The organism is Paenibacillus sp. JCM 10914, assembly GCF_001315105.1.
In the GTDB taxonomy this organism is placed as follows: domain Bacteria; phylum Bacillota; class Bacilli; order Paenibacillales; family Paenibacillaceae; genus Paenibacillus_AQ.
On record NZ_BAZR01000020.1, the window covers coordinates 22,044 to 38,417 of the forward strand.

Below are 16,374 nucleotides of genomic sequence, written 5' to 3' on the forward strand. Positions count from 1 at the left end.
ATGTTGTTGTAACACCGTCGTCTCGCGTTGATACGGATCGACTGGTACAATATATAGAAGTGAGTGATAGGTAACGGATGCCAGGTCCAAGTGAAGGAGAGCGGACGACGTGATTTATGGAATCGGACATGATGTGCTGGAAATGAAACGAATGGATATGTTGATGACAGGCCCGCATGAAAAAAAATTCTTGGAACGTGTGTTGACCGAGGGAGAACGAGTACTCGCTGCCCGTAAGGGAGCAAGACGGACGGAGTTCGTTGCAGGGCGTTTTGCTGCCAAGGAGGCGATTTCCAAGGCTTTCGGTTGTGGAATCGGATGTCTGATCGGATTCCGGGACATGGAAGTGCTGCCCGATAGCCTAGGCAGGCCGGTCGCCACTTTATCCAAGGAAGCCTGGGCTCGTCTGGGTATTCCGGACTCCACTCATTATACGATTCATCTAACGATCTCACATCAGACGGAGTTGGCCTCGGCCTTCGCGGTTGTAGAGAAATTATAGTAAGGTTCAAGAAGGAGATTTATCGATGTACAACACAGAACACAAACCGTATTTCAGTGAAGAGCTGCTCCGTTGGTATGAAATCAATAAAAGGGATCTGCCATGGCGCAGGCATCGCGATCCTTATTATATATGGGTGTCGGAGATTATGCTGCAGCAGACCCGTGTGGATACGGTGATCCCGTATTTTCATCGGTTCATTGAGCACTTCCCCACGATTCAAGCGCTTGCCGATGCGCCGGAGGATGATGTGCTGAAGTGCTGGGAGGGACTTGGCTACTATTCCCGTGCTCGTAATCTTCAGGCTGCAGCAAGACAAGTGACAGAGTTGTACGAAGGTGTTATGCCCAGCGGTAAGGAGGAAGTATCCGGACTGAAGGGGATAGGACCTTATACATCCGGCGCGATCCGCAGTATTGCATTTAATATTCCGGCAGCGGCGGTTGACGGCAATGTGATGCGGGTGCTGTCCCGTTTCTTTCTAATAGAAGAAGATATCATGAAAGTGAAGACGCGTACCAAGATGGAAGATCTGGTTCTAACCTTGGTTCCGGAGGGACGAGCCTCGGATTTCACGCAGGGGCTGATGGAGCTGGGGGCATTAATCTGTACGCCGAAGTCGCCTAAATGTCTCGTGTGCCCCGTAATGGAGCATTGCTCGGCGCGTCTGGAAGGGAAAGAGGAGTCTCTGCCGATTAAGACAAAGGCTAAGCCGCCTCGGCGAGAAGATCGTCTTACGGCGATAGTGGAAGGTACTGGTGTGCATGCAGGGAAAATTCTCATTCGTAAGCGTCCATCCACCGGACTCCTGGCAGGAATGTGGGAACTGCCCCATGTGCTGGTCGATTCCGGGGAGGTTCCGCCCGGCTCTCTATCAGAGTCAGAAGCGATGAACCATTTATCCGAAGCGCTGTTAATAGAAGGCGTTCCGGTTACACCGAACAGCTACGTCATGAATACGGAGCATATCTTTAGTCATATTCACTGGCATATGGGGGTTTACCGATGTACATGGCAGGATGCGCCGATAACTGGGCTGCAAGCGGCGGAGAGTGCGGCAGCGTATGAGACCGGCATCGAGCATTTCCGCTGGATCGAAGTGGAGGACATGGAACGCTACGCGTTTCCGAATGTGTTCATTCGGATTCTGAACGCCTATTTCTCGTTATAACTAAAACTCACAGCTAAATGAGAATGGGGTACGTAAGGGGAGATAGGTATTGTATAGCTGGAAGATTGCGCTACTCTATATATTTGGTGTCGGGGTATCCAATCTGGGGAACTGGATCTATCTGGTAGCCATCAATTTGCTCGTACTGCATATGACGGGTTCTCCCGCAGCCGTAGCGGGGTTATTCATTATCCGTCCGCTTGCTACGCTGCTTACCAACTCTTGGGCAGGCAGCATCATTGACCGGTCGAATAAGCGCAAACTTATGATGACAACGGACGTGGTCCGAGGTGTATTGATTGCCATCATTCCATTTATGTCTTCGGTATGGGGCATCTATGCAATCATGTTCCTGATTAATGTAGTTGGAGCCTTCTTCGGCCCGACTTCCGTGACGTACGTAACCAAGCTGGTACCGGCACAAAAGCGAAAGCGATTCAACGCGTGGTCCAGCTTCACCACCTCTGGGGCCGTATTGTTAGGACCGGCCATATCAGGCCTATTAATTGTTTATACGGACATTCGGATCAGTATTTTCATCAATGCGATATCATTCCTCGTCTGTGCGTTCGTTATTTATTTCCTACCGGATGTTGATCGTGGGGAGCTTGAAGGGAATCAGCGGAATCCTGTTACGCTCAAGATGCTCATTCAGGATTGGAAGGCCGTGATTAATTTCGGGAAAGCAGCCAGATATTTTATGCTCGTATACATACTGTTTCAAACCGCTATCTTGATCGGCTTTACCCTCGATTCTCAGGAAGCCACCTTCATTAAACAAGTATTGCTGCTCGGTGATGAGGATTATGGTCTGCTGATCAGTGTCGCCGGCGCGGGGTATTTGGCTGGATCAGCGGCAGCGGCTCTTTCGGTTAGGTGGTTATCCCTCCGGATGTTTATTGGAGCGGGCGTACTGCTGTCAAGTGTCGGCTATATGATGTTCTATGCTTCGAATGGCTTCCTGCTAGCGGCAATATCGTTCATTATATTTGGATTTTTCTCTTCCTATGCGAATGCGGGATACATGACCTTCTTTCAAAATCATGTTCCGCTTCAACTGATGGGGCGCTTCACAAGTGTCACGCGTCTACTGGAAGGAGTGTTACAGATTGCATGTACGCTATTGCTTGGATTTGCTGCTGACATCTGGTCGCTTCAGGTTGTATGTCTGATCGGGGCAGGTGTGGCCGTACTGGTCTCCATCGCATTGATGGCAGCGATCTACATGCCATCCAAATCCCGTTATTATGATTCGGCACAAGCGACAAACGCATAAATAAAAGCCCAAAAAAGGCTGCCTCGTCTGCAGATTGTATCTACAGTCGAGGCAGCCTTTATGATAAGGATTGGCCCGCGATTACGCGATATTACTTCGCGTTATCGTAACGCTTGCCAACTTCTTCCCAGTTCACAACATTCCAGAATGCGGAGATGTAGTCAGGGCGTTTGTTCTGGTAGTTCAGGTAGTAAGCATGCTCCCAAACGTCAAGACCAAGGACTGGTGTCTGGCCTTCCATGATCGGGCTGTCTTGGTTAGGCGTGCTTGTTACAGCCAGCTTGCCGTCTTTAACGACGAGCCATGCCCAGCCGCTGCCGAAACGAGTAGTTGCAGCTTTAGCGAAATCTTCCTTGAATTTATCAAATCCGCCAAGCTCATTGTTGATTGCGTCAGCCAAAGCACCTGTTGGTTGTCCGCCACCGTTGGGACCAATAACTTCCCAGAACAGTGTGTGGTTCGCGTGTCCACCGCCATTGTTGCGAACAGCTGTACGGATGCTCTCAGGAACAGCGTCAAGGTTAGCAATCAGATCTTCAAGGGATTTGCCTTGAAGCTCAGGAGCGTTCTCAAGCGCGGCGTTCAAGTTGGTTACATAGGTATTATGGTGGCGATCGTGGTGAATCTCCATCGTTTTTGCGTCGATGTGAGGCTCGAGCGCGTCGTTAGCGTAAGGAAGTGCTGGTAATTGAAATGCCATAATAAAAACCTCCCGTAAATTTAGTTTTTTGGTTATGATCAGAAGTTTCTCATCCTGATCATCCCGGAATAATGCGATATGTAATCCCGGCTACATTACTTATATTAAACCGTTCGGGGGGATTAAATCAACTTTTATGTTTGAAAAGTCTAGGAATGCTGATACAGCGCGGAAAAATATGATGGAAACTTTCCGGTGAAATCCATCGTTATACATATAACTTCAGATAAACCGAGGTAGAAAGGAGTAGTTTCATAACATGTATAGTAAAAAGTTAAGAACGAGCGCCATTCTTTTAGCTGCCATGTTGGTTGCCGTACCAGGTTTAGATGTGGATGCATCTAACAATGGGAAAACGAAATCTGAGAAGGATGTCGCTTCGCCCAAAGCAACCCCGGCTTGGAAGGTGAATATTGGCAACAACGTCACTGCGACGCTTGAGTATGCCGACGTATGGCAGCAAGGTGGTCAATCCACGGCTGTATTTACCTTGAACTATAAGAATGCAGGCAAGGATGCAGTCAGGTTGCTGTCCTATTTTCCCAAGGTGGTACTCTCCGGCGGTTCCGTGCGTGCAGCTAATCCGATCTCCAGAGACCTTGGGAAGAAAAAGGTTGAGCCCGGCCAAAGCTTGAATGTTACCTATTATGTGCAGATCGATAAGAACTCTCTGGCTGGCATGAAGCTTGCCATGGATGTATGGAATCCGAACGTCAAAGGTTACCTGCAGCGTGTTGGATCCCACCGGTTGCCAGCCGATTATTCGGCAGGCGTATCAGCTGGCACGAACAGCAAATTATATCTGAGCGGGACCCCTGTTACAGTTCAGACGGCATCGCTTGAGAGGATTAAGTATGACGGTAAGGTCATAGCCAGGGTAGGGATGTACATTACGAACCATAGTAGTACGACGTGGACGGATCTTGGTTTCGCACCGTATTTGGCAAGTGGGAGCGGTAGTTCATATCCCTTGAACATGAAGCGGGAGCAGCAGGCGTGCCGATCCAGCCGAGAGAGAAGAAACTGATTTATTACATAACGGAAATTCCCGGATCTCTCCAAACAACCAACCTACGCTTCTTATGGACGGAGGCGGATGAGGCATTGAAATTGACCTTGCCTGTCGCATCCTTCTACATGCCTAAAGCTACAACCCCGAATTGGGATGTCGCCGTAGGAGCAGTGAAGAAATTGTCCATTCAGGGCAATCCGGTGGAAGCAAGAATCCGGCAAGCCTCGCTCCGGGCTTCGGGTGATCAAGCGATTTGGAGCATTGAAATGGCCTTTAAGAACAAAGGGAACAAGCTGGTGAACGTCCCAGGTTATGACTTGGCGATTAAGGCCGCAGACGGTTCGGTTTACCCTTACAATTCGGAAGAACAGGTGCTTCTATCCCTTCGTCCCGGAGAAGAGAAGACGAGATTGATGCAAATATCGCTGCCTCTCAAGCTCCAACAGGATCAGTTGAAGCTGCAGATGGTCGAAGCGCCCGTCTTCTTGGATCCTTCCAAGACGCCTGTCGGTTCAGCCGAGGGCGGTGGTTCGGATGTGGAACTTCGGAACCGATTAACATACCCGATCGCTTATTTCGGAATCCCTTATCAATCGGAACGCAGAGCATCGATTGGCGTTGAATACGATCCACAGACGTCCAAGGGGTTTGCTTACAGGTCGAATCGATCCAGCGTCTGCCTTGGCAGGATACAGATCTCATTGTTGCCAAGCTGCGTCTGCGTAATACGGGGGACGCCAATTCCCTGCCGCTGCCTGAACTTAAATTGAAGCTTACAGCGGACGAATCCGTGTTATTGGCAAGTCCTGAGGTTATGGCGGAGGATCAGGGAGCTTTGATCGCACCCGGAGCTACGACAGAGGTGTATGTTATGGCACGCATTCCATATACGAAGCCTATTCGCTCGCTCCGCTTTGAATTGCTTGCACAAGAGGAGAAGGCGGCAGCATCCTTCCTAACATTTACGACGTCGGGAACGATGCACTCGATCCAGACTGTAGAGAATGGTCAGCCATATTCGGTTCAAACGGTCGGTAAACGTGCGGATGCCCTGGAACGGCGAACGATCATGTATGAGGGAATCGACTCTGATATCATCTACTCCGAGCTGACGCTCGCCAGCCATGAGCAGCGCCGTGTACAAGCCGCTTTGCTTAAAGGATATTTCCAGAGCGCGGATGGACAGATTTATGAGGCGGACACGATCCAGCCAGAGGTCCTGCTTCAGCCGGGAGCCAAGCAGTCGGTTGTATTTTGGGCAAGGGTCCCGAAAGGGATTACAGGTGAATGGGGGCTTGCGCTAGGCACGGCTTTGTCCGGAGGTAAGCTTGCGGAGCCAGGCCAGGAAGTCAGCGGTGTTCTTGGTGTGAAGAAACTGAGAGTGAATCCAGTAAGGCCAAGCGCCAGTTCCTCGTTAGCGCAGTTGGAGTGGTATCCTTACAGCATCTCTGTCACGAAAGCTTCAGGCAGTCTTCAAGAAGGCAGTCCGTCGATTTTACTGAATATTACGATTGATGTGAAGTGGATGGAGAGCATTACGGCCGCTGACGCAGGCCACAAGCTAGTCATGGTGGTTAAAGACAGTCTTGGACAGGCGCATGAGCGCACGCTCGTACCAGGCACGGACATCCAGGTACCAGGCACGCGGACGGTCTCGTTTGAATTGACGGATGAACAATACAAGAAGCTTCGCGGCGGATGGTTTAACCTGACGCTGTTGGATGAGTTCCAGGGTGAGCGGATCACACTCGGCAGTCAAAGCTATAATCTGACGTTTCGGTCGATTCAGGATCCGAATGTAGAGTGGTAAAACTAAGCATGAGAAAGGACAAACGGACATGCTGCGTCTGGAGAATGTATCGCATAGTTTTAAGAACGGCAACGAGGTGCTGAAGGTACTTCATAACATTCAGTTCGAAGTCAAGGAAGGGGAGATGATTGCTTTGCTGGGAAGTTCCGGCTCAGGTAAATCTACCCTGCTCAATCTGATGGCCGGGCTGATGAAGCCGACCGAAGGCCAGATTTTCATTGCTGACCAAGATATCGTTAAGTATGGAGAGAACAAGCTTGCTGTCTTCCGGCGCAAGCATATCGGATTTATTTTTCAGGCCTATGAACTTATCCCGACACTTACTGTACGGGAGAACGTGGAGCTTCCGCTCGTCTTTCAGTCCGTAGCAGCATCCAAGCGGCGCAAGAAAGCCATGGAACTGCTGGAGATGACCGCGATTGGCGACAAAGCTGCCTTATATCCGTCTCAATTGTCCGGTGGACAACAGCAGCGAGTTAGTATCGCACGCTCTCTGATTACCGAGCCTTCCGTCATTTTTGCCGATGAGCCGACGGGGAACCTGGATACAAAGACGGAAGAAGAGATCATCCGAATCTTAATGGCCCTGAATCAGTCGATGAACACCACGTTCGTCATTGTAACGCATGAGATGGAAGTTGCAGCCCAAATGAAAAAAACGATCATGCTTCGAGATGGATATTTGGTTCGACCAGGTGAAGCTGAAGCTCGTGCAGCGGTACCTGATATGCCCACATCAGCTTCCGTATCACTGGGGGCAGGTGATGTCAGTTGAGGCTTATAGACAGCATGCGGCTGGCATGGGGCCAGGTTAAGCGCCGTAAAGTGGTGACGGCTCTGTGTATGACCGGGATTTCCATCGGGTGTGCAGCGATTATCGTTGCAATCAGTATCGGAAACGCCGCTCAAAATTATCTGGAAACGGAAATCATTGGCGGTATGAAACTGGATGAAATTATTGTAACTCCTCAAGTCTCAAATGGGCCTGGAGAGGGAAACGGCACTGCTGCAGAGGAGCGAGGCTTATTAACGGATGATAAGGTGCGCGTGATACAGGGGTTTGATCATATCCAATCCGTTATCGCAACCAAGCAGCTTGGGTATTTCAGATCGATCTCGTCGGATAATCTGATGAATGACGGCATTAGTATAATGGCGGTTGATCTGTCACAACTTGTAGAGCAGGGGAACCGGTTCAAGCAAGGGGGGACGCTTGAGCAAATCGGCGCACTGGTTCTTAATTATGGAGCGACAACTGGTTGGAAGGATGCACAGACAAGTGAGCGATTGATGAACATGATGAGTTCTGATCCGAATAACCCAAAGGTTTGGGAAGAATATCAGATGTACGAGGGCATGGTTACGGACATGATTGGCAAGAGCATTCAGCTCGAACAGATGGATAATAACGGAAAAATACTTAGTCCGCAGCTGTATGTCGGAGGCGTGTTGGACGTGCCTGCGGGACAGGATGCTCAATTTGCGATGTATGACCGCAGAATATACGTTTCCTTCGAAACGGCAGAATGGCTCATGGATAGCTTGAATCTGCATAAAGGCGCTGCTTCTCAGCAGCGAACCTACGATAATGTAACGATCAAAGTAGATGATCTACAACATATCAAGCCACTGGAAGCGTTAATTGCTAAGCTTGCGCTGAACGCCAGCGACAATCTGGCGATGCGTGATCAGATCTCGACTCAATTGGATACATTCAAGGCGATTGCGCTTGGCGTGGGGATATTCATTCTGTTATTGGCCTCAATCTCAATCATCGTAGCGATGACGATGTCTACCTACCAGAGACGTAGGCAAATTGGCATTATGAAGGTGCTTGGCGCAGATATGCCACAAATCCGCAGTATGTTCATCATGGAAGCGAGCTTGCTCGGCTTGCTTGGGGGTTTACTCGGTATCGTATTTTCATATTTGCTCATTAAGGGATTGAATTCATTCATTACAGCTTCGGCGGGGATGTCGGGACTACATATCGCAGTGACGGTCGGAACGCTGCCTATCGGAATTGCCTTTGCTGTGATGACCGGAATCTTCTCCGGAATCTATCCGGCGATCAGCGCTGCCAGAACGAATGCGTTACTTGCCATTAAGCGGGACTAGGATCAAGGACAAGCCTTGGAAAGGAAGTTAAACGGTATGAAGAAGATTATTAAATGGACGGTTATCGTAGCTGCCTTGGCCGTTGTGGGTTATTGGGGGTACGATCAGGTGAAGCCACAGGAATCTGAAGTCCCCATGATGGAACAGCCGCAGATGATCACATTCCCTGTAACGGAGGAACCTATGGCGTCGTCTATTCAGGTGAAGGGAACCTCCGAATATGGGCGGGAAACGAATGTCTACGCCCCCTTCGAGGCGAAGGTGGAGTCTTGGAATGTGGAGAACGGTCAACAGATCAAGCAAGGAGACGTTCTCTTTGAACTAGAGCAAAAAGCGATTCGACAACAATTGCAACAGAAGCAAGCGGAACTCCAGAAGCGGAAGCTGGAGCAGGAATTGAAGGAGTTTACACAGAATCAGGATCTGGATCAAGCACCTATCGGAGCTACCGAAGCCGAACGTCTGAAGCTGCTGGCTGATCAGGAGAATGCAAGACTAAGTAGCCAACTGGTAGAGGTGAACGATCAAATTGAACGTGCGACTATAGCTGAATTGAATGAGAAATTACAAGGATCAGCTTATCGGTCTCCGGATGCGGGCATCTTTTTACTCGATAACTCGCAACAACTGCCGCAAACGGTGACGGCGAACCAATACATCGGCAAAATCGTTGATTTAGATTCTCTGCGTTTTGTGGCCTATGTCGGGGAGAATGAAATATTCAGTATCAAGCCGGACATGGCAGTTGAAGTGAAGCTGCCGTCGATCAAGGACCTGCGGTTAAAGGGAAAGGTGGTGGATGTGGCTAAATTCGCCGAAACCACCGCACAGGAGAAACAAACGACCCAGACGCCGCAATTCAAGGTGATCATTTCGCTGCCGAAAGATGAGCGCTTGATCGGCGGGCTGACACTTAGCGGTGACATCGTCACCGAGCATAAGCCCAAGGCCGTTGTGTTCCCAAGTTGGCGGTCCTCACGGAAGGTGGTACTTCTTATGTCATGGTGGATAAGGGAGGAGGACAGATCGAACGGCAGGATATTCAGACCGGGATGCAGGCGCTGGATAAACTTGAAGTTCTATCGGGATTGAAGCCGGGTGATACCGTGGTGATTCAGTAAATCAGGATCATAGGGAAATAATAACAGCGTCCTTCGAGCGATATGGCGAAGAGGATGCTGTTTTTTTATACAATGGCAGATGAATTTTAACAGGTGGTTTACAATGGCGAAGCCAAAAAACGATCAACAATATACAAATATATGGTATTTTATCCATCAATAAAATTGTAACCGCTTCATATAAAGCGCTTACACAAGAAAACTCGTGAATTTACGAGAAAGATGTGTTTTAATGGACAAGGAAACAGGATTTTCGCGTTTTTTGTAGTAAACATTTATGTCAGGTTTGCGTTAACGGAATACTGGATTTTTGTAAACCGGTTAAACCGCATCATGCTAACGAAAAGGGAGATTTTGAGATGCATGTTCGTTCCTTTCAGTTGAGTGACTGTAACCCCGTAACTGAGCTATTACAGATTGCTTTATCGGAAGAATGCTACGAAAACACGATGGAGCCCTTCTCCAGGCAGCTCGCTTGGGACTCCGATCTGATTATGGTGGCTGAAGACAACGGTGAAATTGTCGGTGCCCTCATCGGCACAATTGAGCGTAATCATGGATGCTATTTCCGGATTGCCATTCATCCCGATTATCGAAGAAGAGGGATTGGCAAGGCTTTGGTATCCGCGATGGAACAACGCTTTCAATCACGAAAGGTTAGCCGGATCATGGTGGCCGGAGACGAGCATAACGCTGCGTCCATGCCGTTTTACGAAGCCATGGGCTATGGCGCGAGCCAAATCCTGCGGTCGTTCCAGAAACTCAGCATTTTGGGTCAATAACTAGTGCCTTGTGTACATAACGAAACAGGCCGGGTAAAGATGCGTGAGTTTTGACAGAGACAAGAATTGACATCTTTTCTATATGAGGCATATCTCTCAGCCGTTGCAAATGGCGAGTAGATATGCTTTTCTATTAATGTACCTTTCTTACCAAGGTACCGCCTTCGTTATGAAGGTGAAATCGATGTAAAGTAGGTGTGGTATGGGACAAGTAATTCCTCCGGATTCCACCGAGAGCGGCGAGGACAATGAGGCTCGAAAGTCTTCAGGGAAGAACGGCTGGGCAGCTGAGTTGTGGGACTGGGTCAAGACGATTGCCATCGCATTTGTTATCATGGTGCTTCTTAATATGTTTGTGTTCAATCTTTCGATGGTAAAGGGAGAGTCTATGCAGCCGACACTAGTGGCTTCGGAGCGGCTGTTTATTAATAAAGTGGTGTATCGGTTCGGTGAGCCGAAGCATGGGGACGTTATCGTGCTGAAGGACCCAAGCGACGGACCGGACAGAAAGGACTTCCTTGTGAAGCGTATTGTCGGCTTGCCGGGCGATACGGTTGAAGTGAAGGATCAGAAGCTGTACGTCAACGGTACGGCTGTCGAGGAAGACTACACGAACGTTCCCATTGAAGATCCGGGATTCGAGCCTGTCAAGCTGGAGGAAGGGCGATACTTCGTTATGGGCGACAATCGCCACCTTGGCAAGAGTAAGGATAGCCGAATGTTCGGCAGCGTGAAAGAGTCTGATATCGTGGGCAGAGCCGAGTTCATCTTCTGGCCATTGTCCGAGATCAAAAAGCTATAATAGCTCATGATCATAATCCCAGGAAAGGAGGCGCTGGAGAAGAATGGCTTACACCCTTGGTTCCTACGCTCCGCCGCCTTCGGTTTGGGAGCAATTGAAGCAAGAGCTTAAAGACGCTGCGCCAGAGCTTGGCATTGACGATATCGGCTTCGCTTCGGCGGAGCCGTTCCAATCATTGAAAGGCATTCTGCAAACCCATCGTGAGCGAGGCCATGAATCAGGCTTCGAAGAGCCGGATTTGCACAAACGAGTAACGCCTATGCTCCCGGGGACGGAGCCGGCATCGCTGATCGCGATTGCGATTACCTACCACTCGAAGATGGACAATCCGCCTAAATCAGAGCCTGGCAAATACCGTGGCATTATGGCGCGCTCGGCTTGGGGGAAGGATTATCACCATGTCTTGCGCAAGGCGATGGACCGCCTTGCGGAGTTCATTAAGGAGCGGGTTCCGGATGCGATATTAGAGAGCATGGTAGATACAGGCGCGCTGGTCGATCGAGCGGTATCTCAGCGTGCGGGCATTGGTTTCAGTGCGAAGAACTGTGCCATCATCTCGCCCAAATTCGGTTCTTGGATTTTCTTAGGGGAACTGGTGACGAATATTCCTTTTCCACCGGACTCGCCAGTCACGGAGGACTGCGGGGAATGCACGAAGTGCATCGATGCCTGCCCGACCGGTGCGTTAGTCGGTCCCGGACAGCTTAATGCGCAGAAGTGCATTTCATTTCTGACCCAGACTAAAGGGTTTCTGGAAGAGGATGTTATGCGTAAGATCGGCAACCGACTTTACGGCTGTGATACATGCCAGATCGTCTGTCCGAAGAATAAGGGCAAGAGTTGGACGCATCAAGCCGACTTTAAACCTGACCCTGAAAAAGCCAAGCCGCTGCTCTTGCCGATTCTCGACATGAGCAACCGTGAATTCAAAGAAGCATTCGGCGACACTTCCGCTGCTTGGCGCGGCAGAAAGCCGATACAGCGCAATGCGGTAATTGCGCTTGGTAATTTTAAAGATATCTCGGCGGTACCGAAGCTTAGCGAGGTATTGCTGAAAGACCCGCGCCCAGAGTTGCGGGGAACAGCCGCATGGGCTCTGGGCCGTATTGGAGGCGAAGAAGCTTTGAACAACTTAGAGAAAAGCATGAAGTCGGAAGGGGATTCCCAAGTACGAAATATGCTGCAGCAAGCCTTAAACAAACTTAAACCAGAATCAGATCAACCAGATGATCGTTCTACCGCCGCTACTCCTGAACAGGAGAAACCGGCAGCCCAAGCAAGCCCTGGGATCCAGGGCGCCGAACCGATGGCTGTTCCTGAAGGAGGACCTGAGGTTCTATATTATGATGAAGTACAATCGCCCATCGGCCCATTAACGGTATGCACGACCGATAAAGGGCTATGTCTGATTGAGTTCGGCAGCTTTCAAGTGAAAGAAGCCGTTATCCAGCAATGGTCACGGACATGGGCAGGCAATGGCGGTTACCAACGTGATGAAGAGCGACTGGCCTTGGTGACTGAACAGTTGAAGCAATACTTTGCAGGCGAACGTAAAGTCTTCGATCTTCAGCTCGATATGCGAGGAACGTCCTTCCAGATGCAAGTATGGGATGCATTGAAGTCAATCCCTTACGGTAAGCTCTCTTCCTATAAGGATGTTGCCGAGATGATCGGACGTCCCAAGGCGGTTCGAGCCGTCGGTGGAGCCAATAACAAAAACCCGGTGCCGATTGTGGTGCCTTGTCATCGTGTGGTAGGTACGGATGGATCGCTTATCGGTTATGCGGGCGGTCCTGAGCTCAAGCGGGCGCTGTTGAAGCTTGAGGATGCTGCGGTGGGTAAGTAACAACACCACATCGAATCGGATGATATAAGGGCCGCTGGCAGGCTAATAGCGTACCGTTTTTTTCATTTGCCGTGATGAAGTGGACATGCTATGATAGGTTCGTATAAACGCCATTAAATGGTAAATATTAGTATAGTTAAAGGTGGTCACTTGACATGATGCAAATCGTCATTCCGATTATTACTTTGATTGTGGGTCTGGTTGCCGGCTTCTTCATTGGTGCATACTATTTGCGTAAGCAGCTTGAGAAGATGCAGAGCGATCCCGAAGCTTTGCAGAAAATGGCTAAACAGATGGGTTATAATCTGAACGGTAAGCAAATGCAGCGCGCGCAGCAAATGATGAAGAATCAGCCGATGTCCGGTAAAGGTCAAGGCGGCCGCAAGCGCAGATAAAAAATGTTCGGTGCGTGCCAATGGCGACGCGTACCTATGGATAGAAGTGGAAGGGGGATGTACTGTGGCGGGTTTGAAAGATTATGTCAATCAAAAGGTTGGCGAGAACCGTGAGCAAATAGAGTACCATGTATCGGAAATATTGAAGCTGATTGGTGAAGACACGAAGCGTGAAGGGTTGCTGGAGACGCCAGCTCGTGTAACACGAATGTACGAGGAGATATTTGCCGGATATGAAGTGGACCCGAAGGATGTGCTCGGCGTCACGTTTGATGAGAACCATGAGGAACTCGTTATCGTGAAGGACATTGTTTACTACAGCCAATGCGAGCATCATATGGCTCCATTCTTTGGCAAAGTTCATATCGGTTACGTTCCAAGCGGGAAGATTGCAGGGCTTAGCAAGTTAGCCCGCCTGGTGGAGGCGGTCACCCGCCGTCTTCAAGTACAAGAGCGCATCACTTCGCAGATCGCGGATATTATGGTTGAAGCACTGCAGCCTAACGGTGTTATGGTTGTAGTGGAAGGAGAGCATCTGTGCATGTGTGCACGGGGGGTGAAGAAGCCGGGCAGCAAGACGGTAACTTCGGCCGTGCGCGGCAGCTTCCGCAGTGATGCTGCACAGCGTTCTGAATTCTTGTCCTTGATCAAGGGCTAAGCAACCGCTAAGATACAAGAGGCTCCGCCATCTGATGGCAGAGCCTCTTATTTTGTATAAATATCATCTACATGGAAGCTACACCGTCACTCAAGATGCGCCATCCACCTGTTTCATATATTGAACGTAGGCTAACAAGGAGCTCTTCTGTTCTTCAATCTCTCGGATGCGGCGGGAGATCTCCATGAAGAAGACCTCGATTTGATCCCTTAATACGTTGGCGGACTGTCCCTTCCAGTCTTGCAGCCTGGCGTACATGACCCTGGCTTCCTGTTCATCAGCATGAATGGCTGCAAGCAGCCCGGATAGCTCCCGCTCTGCCAGCAGCAGATCATCCAGCTCCAGCAAAATCTCCTGTCTCATGTTCATTTCCTCCCTGCGTGTGAAGGTGTGCCATTAAATACTGTGGTCTGTCCGTTCGAATAAGTCAGCCTTGAATTTAATGTACTGTACGATATCGGTTGTATGTTGTAAGTGCCATTGGCTCATGGACATAACGGAAGCGTCCAGTTGTGCTACGATCGGCTGCAACCGACGACTGTGGCTGGAGTACATATACTTGCCCAGTCGTTGTCGTATTCCCTCGATTTGAGAATGGCTCTGATGGGCATGGGCTTTCCATTTTTCCGCGACGCTACGGAGCTCCGCTGGTGTCACCTGAATCGTGCCTGCGCCTCGACTAGCGGAGGCACCTCCTGCAAGACCCGTCATGATGCCGGCATTCCCGTGTAAACCGATCTTGTTGCCACCAAGCCCGGACAGCAGGGATGGACTGGAGGGTACTCTGGGTGAGGAGACTCTCTTATCCGTTGCGCCATCATACAGCGGATTGGAAATATAGCCATCCTTGAACTTATAACGGTCTAACTGATGATAATTCGGTCCGCCAAGCGAATTATTGATTTTGGTTAATATGCTTACACCGTCATTGGCGTTCTTGTAACTGGAGTCTATGTAGTAAGTAGAACCGACATGACCGTCATAACCTCCGAACGCTCCACTGGCGATGATATCGCCGGGATGGGCGAAATTGATGATCTGACTGTCAAACTCGCCGTTTTCTGCTTTTCTTCTTGCCTCGGGTGATAAGCTACCGATAATCGAGGGTGCACTGAAGGTGACGGCAGACATTCCGGTATAAGCGGCTGCGTACTGAGCGTTAGCTCCCCCAAGGGAGTGCCCCGTTGAGCTGAAATCGACACCCGTGTATCTCTTCTGCATTTCCAGGGCGTAGTCTTCAGCCTGATATAATTGATTGGTGCCGATAATATCCTTGCTCTTGTCCACCTTGCGCGTGACTTCGCCATACCAATCTTCCACTTTACTGATCCCGGTAATGTCTTTAACGGTATCCAGACGTCCTGACCAGGGAAGCTGTGGCAGTTCCAGCTTGCGCTTGATCTCTTCAATGCCGATGCCTGCATCAGCAACAAAGTCTGGAACCGCGCGAGCCATGCCCTTATCAGCTTCGGTACCACGATAAGCGATAACCGCTTGGTTGGTGCCCTCGTTGTAGAAGGTGACGGCATCAAAGCCGGAGAACGGACTACTCTTCGTGTTCTCCAGGACCTCCCATCCGGGAAGGTCCTCTAAGGTCTCGCCCTTCTTCAGATTAAGATAAGCTGCCTCCGACATGAGGCGGTATGTCTCATCATCGATCGGTTTTGAACTCAAAATATTCTCCCTCCCCTACACAATCCAAGAAGATCCACGTTTACCCTGGTAAGCTTCCAGTTAGTCCGCTTCGATGGCTTGCTTTAACTCTGGACTCATCACTACATTTGAGGTTTCTTCCGTATTGTAGTCAACCGATATTTTGAAGGTCTGCTCGGGATGGCCAACAACATGTCCTTCGAAATTTACTTTGTTGGCTACGATGGAAGGCATCATTTCTTCGTTTGTAATCTCCACGTCAAGCTCATATTTTTGCTTGAGATAGTCGATTGCGGCCTGTTTGGCGGCCGTGATCTTGATTTCGGAACCCGACGGGGTGTTGGTCGTTTGATCGCCATTCATGTCCTGACAACCTCCAATAATGAGTATGGTAAGTATACAAGCCGATATGAAGCCGCGTACGATGAATCGATTGTTCACGCTGATCCTTCCCTTCAAAAGTCATGGTGCCGCGAAGTTACATGCAGTCTCATTGTCATATCATAATCTGGAATTCGGGGCTGAAAC

Annotated in this window: 18 protein-coding genes; 14 read left to right on the top strand and 4 right to left on the bottom strand. The window is 49.7% G+C overall.

Going from position 1 to position 16,374, the window contains the following annotated elements:
* Window positions 1-109 precede the first annotated feature (109 nt).
* The 3 genes from acpS to JCM10914_RS19305 are packed head-to-tail and all read left to right on the top strand — an operon-like array spanning window position 110 to window position 2,949.
* Window positions 110-502 carry a holo-ACP synthase gene (acpS, locus tag JCM10914_RS19295; protein WP_023963774.1) on the top strand — a complete coding sequence of 131 codons (393 nt, stop codon included), beginning with the start codon at window positions 110-112 and terminating at the stop codon, window positions 500-502.
* Window positions 503-527: 25 nt separating this feature from the next.
* Window positions 528-1,673 (top strand): A/G-specific adenine glycosylase, encoded by a 1,146-nt coding sequence (gene mutY / locus JCM10914_RS19300; RefSeq protein ID WP_023963775.1) that lies wholly within the window; start codon window positions 528-530, stop codon window positions 1,671-1,673.
* Window positions 1,674-1,722: 49 nt separating this feature from the next.
* Window positions 1,723-2,949, top strand: coding sequence for an MFS transporter (locus JCM10914_RS19305; RefSeq protein ID WP_023963776.1), 1,227 nt, complete (start codon window positions 1,723-1,725; stop codon window positions 2,947-2,949).
* A gap of 91 nt (window positions 2,950-3,040) precedes the next feature.
* Here JCM10914_RS19305 and JCM10914_RS19310 read toward each other — a convergent pair whose 3' ends face one another.
* Window positions 3,041-3,649, bottom strand: coding sequence for a superoxide dismutase (locus JCM10914_RS19310; RefSeq protein WP_023963777.1), 609 nt, complete (start codon window positions 3,647-3,649; stop codon window positions 3,041-3,043).
* A gap of 259 nt (window positions 3,650-3,908) precedes the next feature.
* On the opposite strand from JCM10914_RS19310, the gene JCM10914_RS30670 reads away from it, so the two are divergent.
* The 11 genes from JCM10914_RS30670 (at window position 3,909) to folE (ending at window position 14,193) form a co-directional block, all read left to right on the top strand.
* Window positions 3,909-4,676: a hypothetical protein gene (locus JCM10914_RS30670; protein WP_023963778.1), complete on the top strand. Its 768-nt coding sequence runs from the start codon at window positions 3,909-3,911 to the stop codon at window positions 4,674-4,676.
* A complete protein-coding gene (locus JCM10914_RS30675; protein WP_023963779.1) occupies window positions 4,646-5,431 on the top strand; it encodes a hypothetical protein in 786 nt (261 codons plus the stop codon). Before JCM10914_RS30670 ends, JCM10914_RS30675 begins: the two co-directional genes overlap by 31 nt.
* Before the next feature lie 20 nt (window positions 5,432-5,451).
* Window positions 5,452-6,471 (top strand): hypothetical protein, encoded by a 1,020-nt coding sequence (locus tag JCM10914_RS30680; RefSeq protein WP_231638709.1) that lies wholly within the window; start codon window positions 5,452-5,454, stop codon window positions 6,469-6,471.
* Between the two features lie 28 nt (window positions 6,472-6,499).
* A complete protein-coding gene (locus JCM10914_RS19320) occupies window positions 6,500-7,246 on the top strand; it encodes an ABC transporter ATP-binding protein (protein ID WP_023963781.1) in 747 nt (248 codons plus the stop codon).
* Window positions 7,243-8,589: an ABC transporter permease gene (locus JCM10914_RS19325; RefSeq protein WP_231638710.1), complete on the top strand. Its 1,347-nt coding sequence runs from the start codon at window positions 7,243-7,245 to the stop codon at window positions 8,587-8,589. The genes JCM10914_RS19320 and JCM10914_RS19325 overlap by 4 nt, the downstream gene beginning before the upstream one ends.
* A 36-nt stretch (window positions 8,590-8,625) precedes the next feature.
* Window positions 8,626-9,681: an efflux RND transporter periplasmic adaptor subunit gene (locus tag JCM10914_RS19330; protein ID WP_023963785.1), complete on the top strand. Its 1,056-nt coding sequence runs from the start codon at window positions 8,626-8,628 to the stop codon at window positions 9,679-9,681.
* A 388-nt stretch (window positions 9,682-10,069) separates the two neighbouring features.
* Window positions 10,070-10,492 (top strand): GNAT family N-acetyltransferase, encoded by a 423-nt coding sequence (locus tag JCM10914_RS19335; RefSeq protein ID WP_023963787.1) that lies wholly within the window; start codon window positions 10,070-10,072, stop codon window positions 10,490-10,492.
* Window positions 10,493-10,694: 202 nt separating this feature from the next.
* Window positions 10,695-11,294: a signal peptidase I gene (gene lepB, locus JCM10914_RS19340; RefSeq protein ID WP_023963789.1), complete on the top strand. Its 600-nt coding sequence runs from the start codon at window positions 10,695-10,697 to the stop codon at window positions 11,292-11,294.
* A gap of 43 nt (window positions 11,295-11,337) precedes the next feature.
* Window positions 11,338-13,140, top strand: a complete 1,803-nt coding sequence (gene queG / locus JCM10914_RS19345) for a tRNA epoxyqueuosine(34) reductase QueG (RefSeq protein WP_023963791.1) — start codon at window positions 11,338-11,340, stop codon at window positions 13,138-13,140.
* A 158-nt stretch (window positions 13,141-13,298) separates the two neighbouring features.
* Window positions 13,299-13,535, top strand: a complete 237-nt coding sequence (locus JCM10914_RS19350; RefSeq protein WP_036719128.1) for a YneF family protein — start codon at window positions 13,299-13,301, stop codon at window positions 13,533-13,535.
* A gap of 64 nt (window positions 13,536-13,599) precedes the next feature.
* Complete coding sequence (gene folE, locus JCM10914_RS19355) at window positions 13,600-14,193, top strand: GTP cyclohydrolase I FolE (RefSeq protein ID WP_023963795.1); 594 nt, start codon at window positions 13,600-13,602, stop codon at window positions 14,191-14,193.
* 90 nt (window positions 14,194-14,283) lie between these two features.
* Here folE and JCM10914_RS19360 read toward each other — a convergent pair whose 3' ends face one another.
* The 3 genes from JCM10914_RS19360 to JCM10914_RS19370 form a co-directional block, all read right to left on the bottom strand.
* On the bottom strand, window positions 14,284-14,556 hold the full coding sequence (locus JCM10914_RS19360; protein ID WP_023963797.1) for a hypothetical protein: 273 nt from the start codon (window positions 14,554-14,556) through the stop codon (window positions 14,284-14,286).
* A 33-nt stretch (window positions 14,557-14,589) separates the two neighbouring features.
* On the bottom strand, window positions 14,590-15,828 hold the full coding sequence (locus JCM10914_RS19365) for a hypothetical protein (protein WP_370570266.1): 1,239 nt from the start codon (window positions 15,826-15,828) through the stop codon (window positions 14,590-14,592).
* Window positions 15,829-15,927: 99 nt separating this feature from the next.
* Window positions 15,928-16,209: a hypothetical protein gene (locus JCM10914_RS19370; RefSeq protein WP_023963801.1), complete on the bottom strand. Its 282-nt coding sequence runs from the start codon at window positions 16,207-16,209 to the stop codon at window positions 15,928-15,930.
* Window positions 16,210-16,374 lie beyond the last annotated feature (165 nt).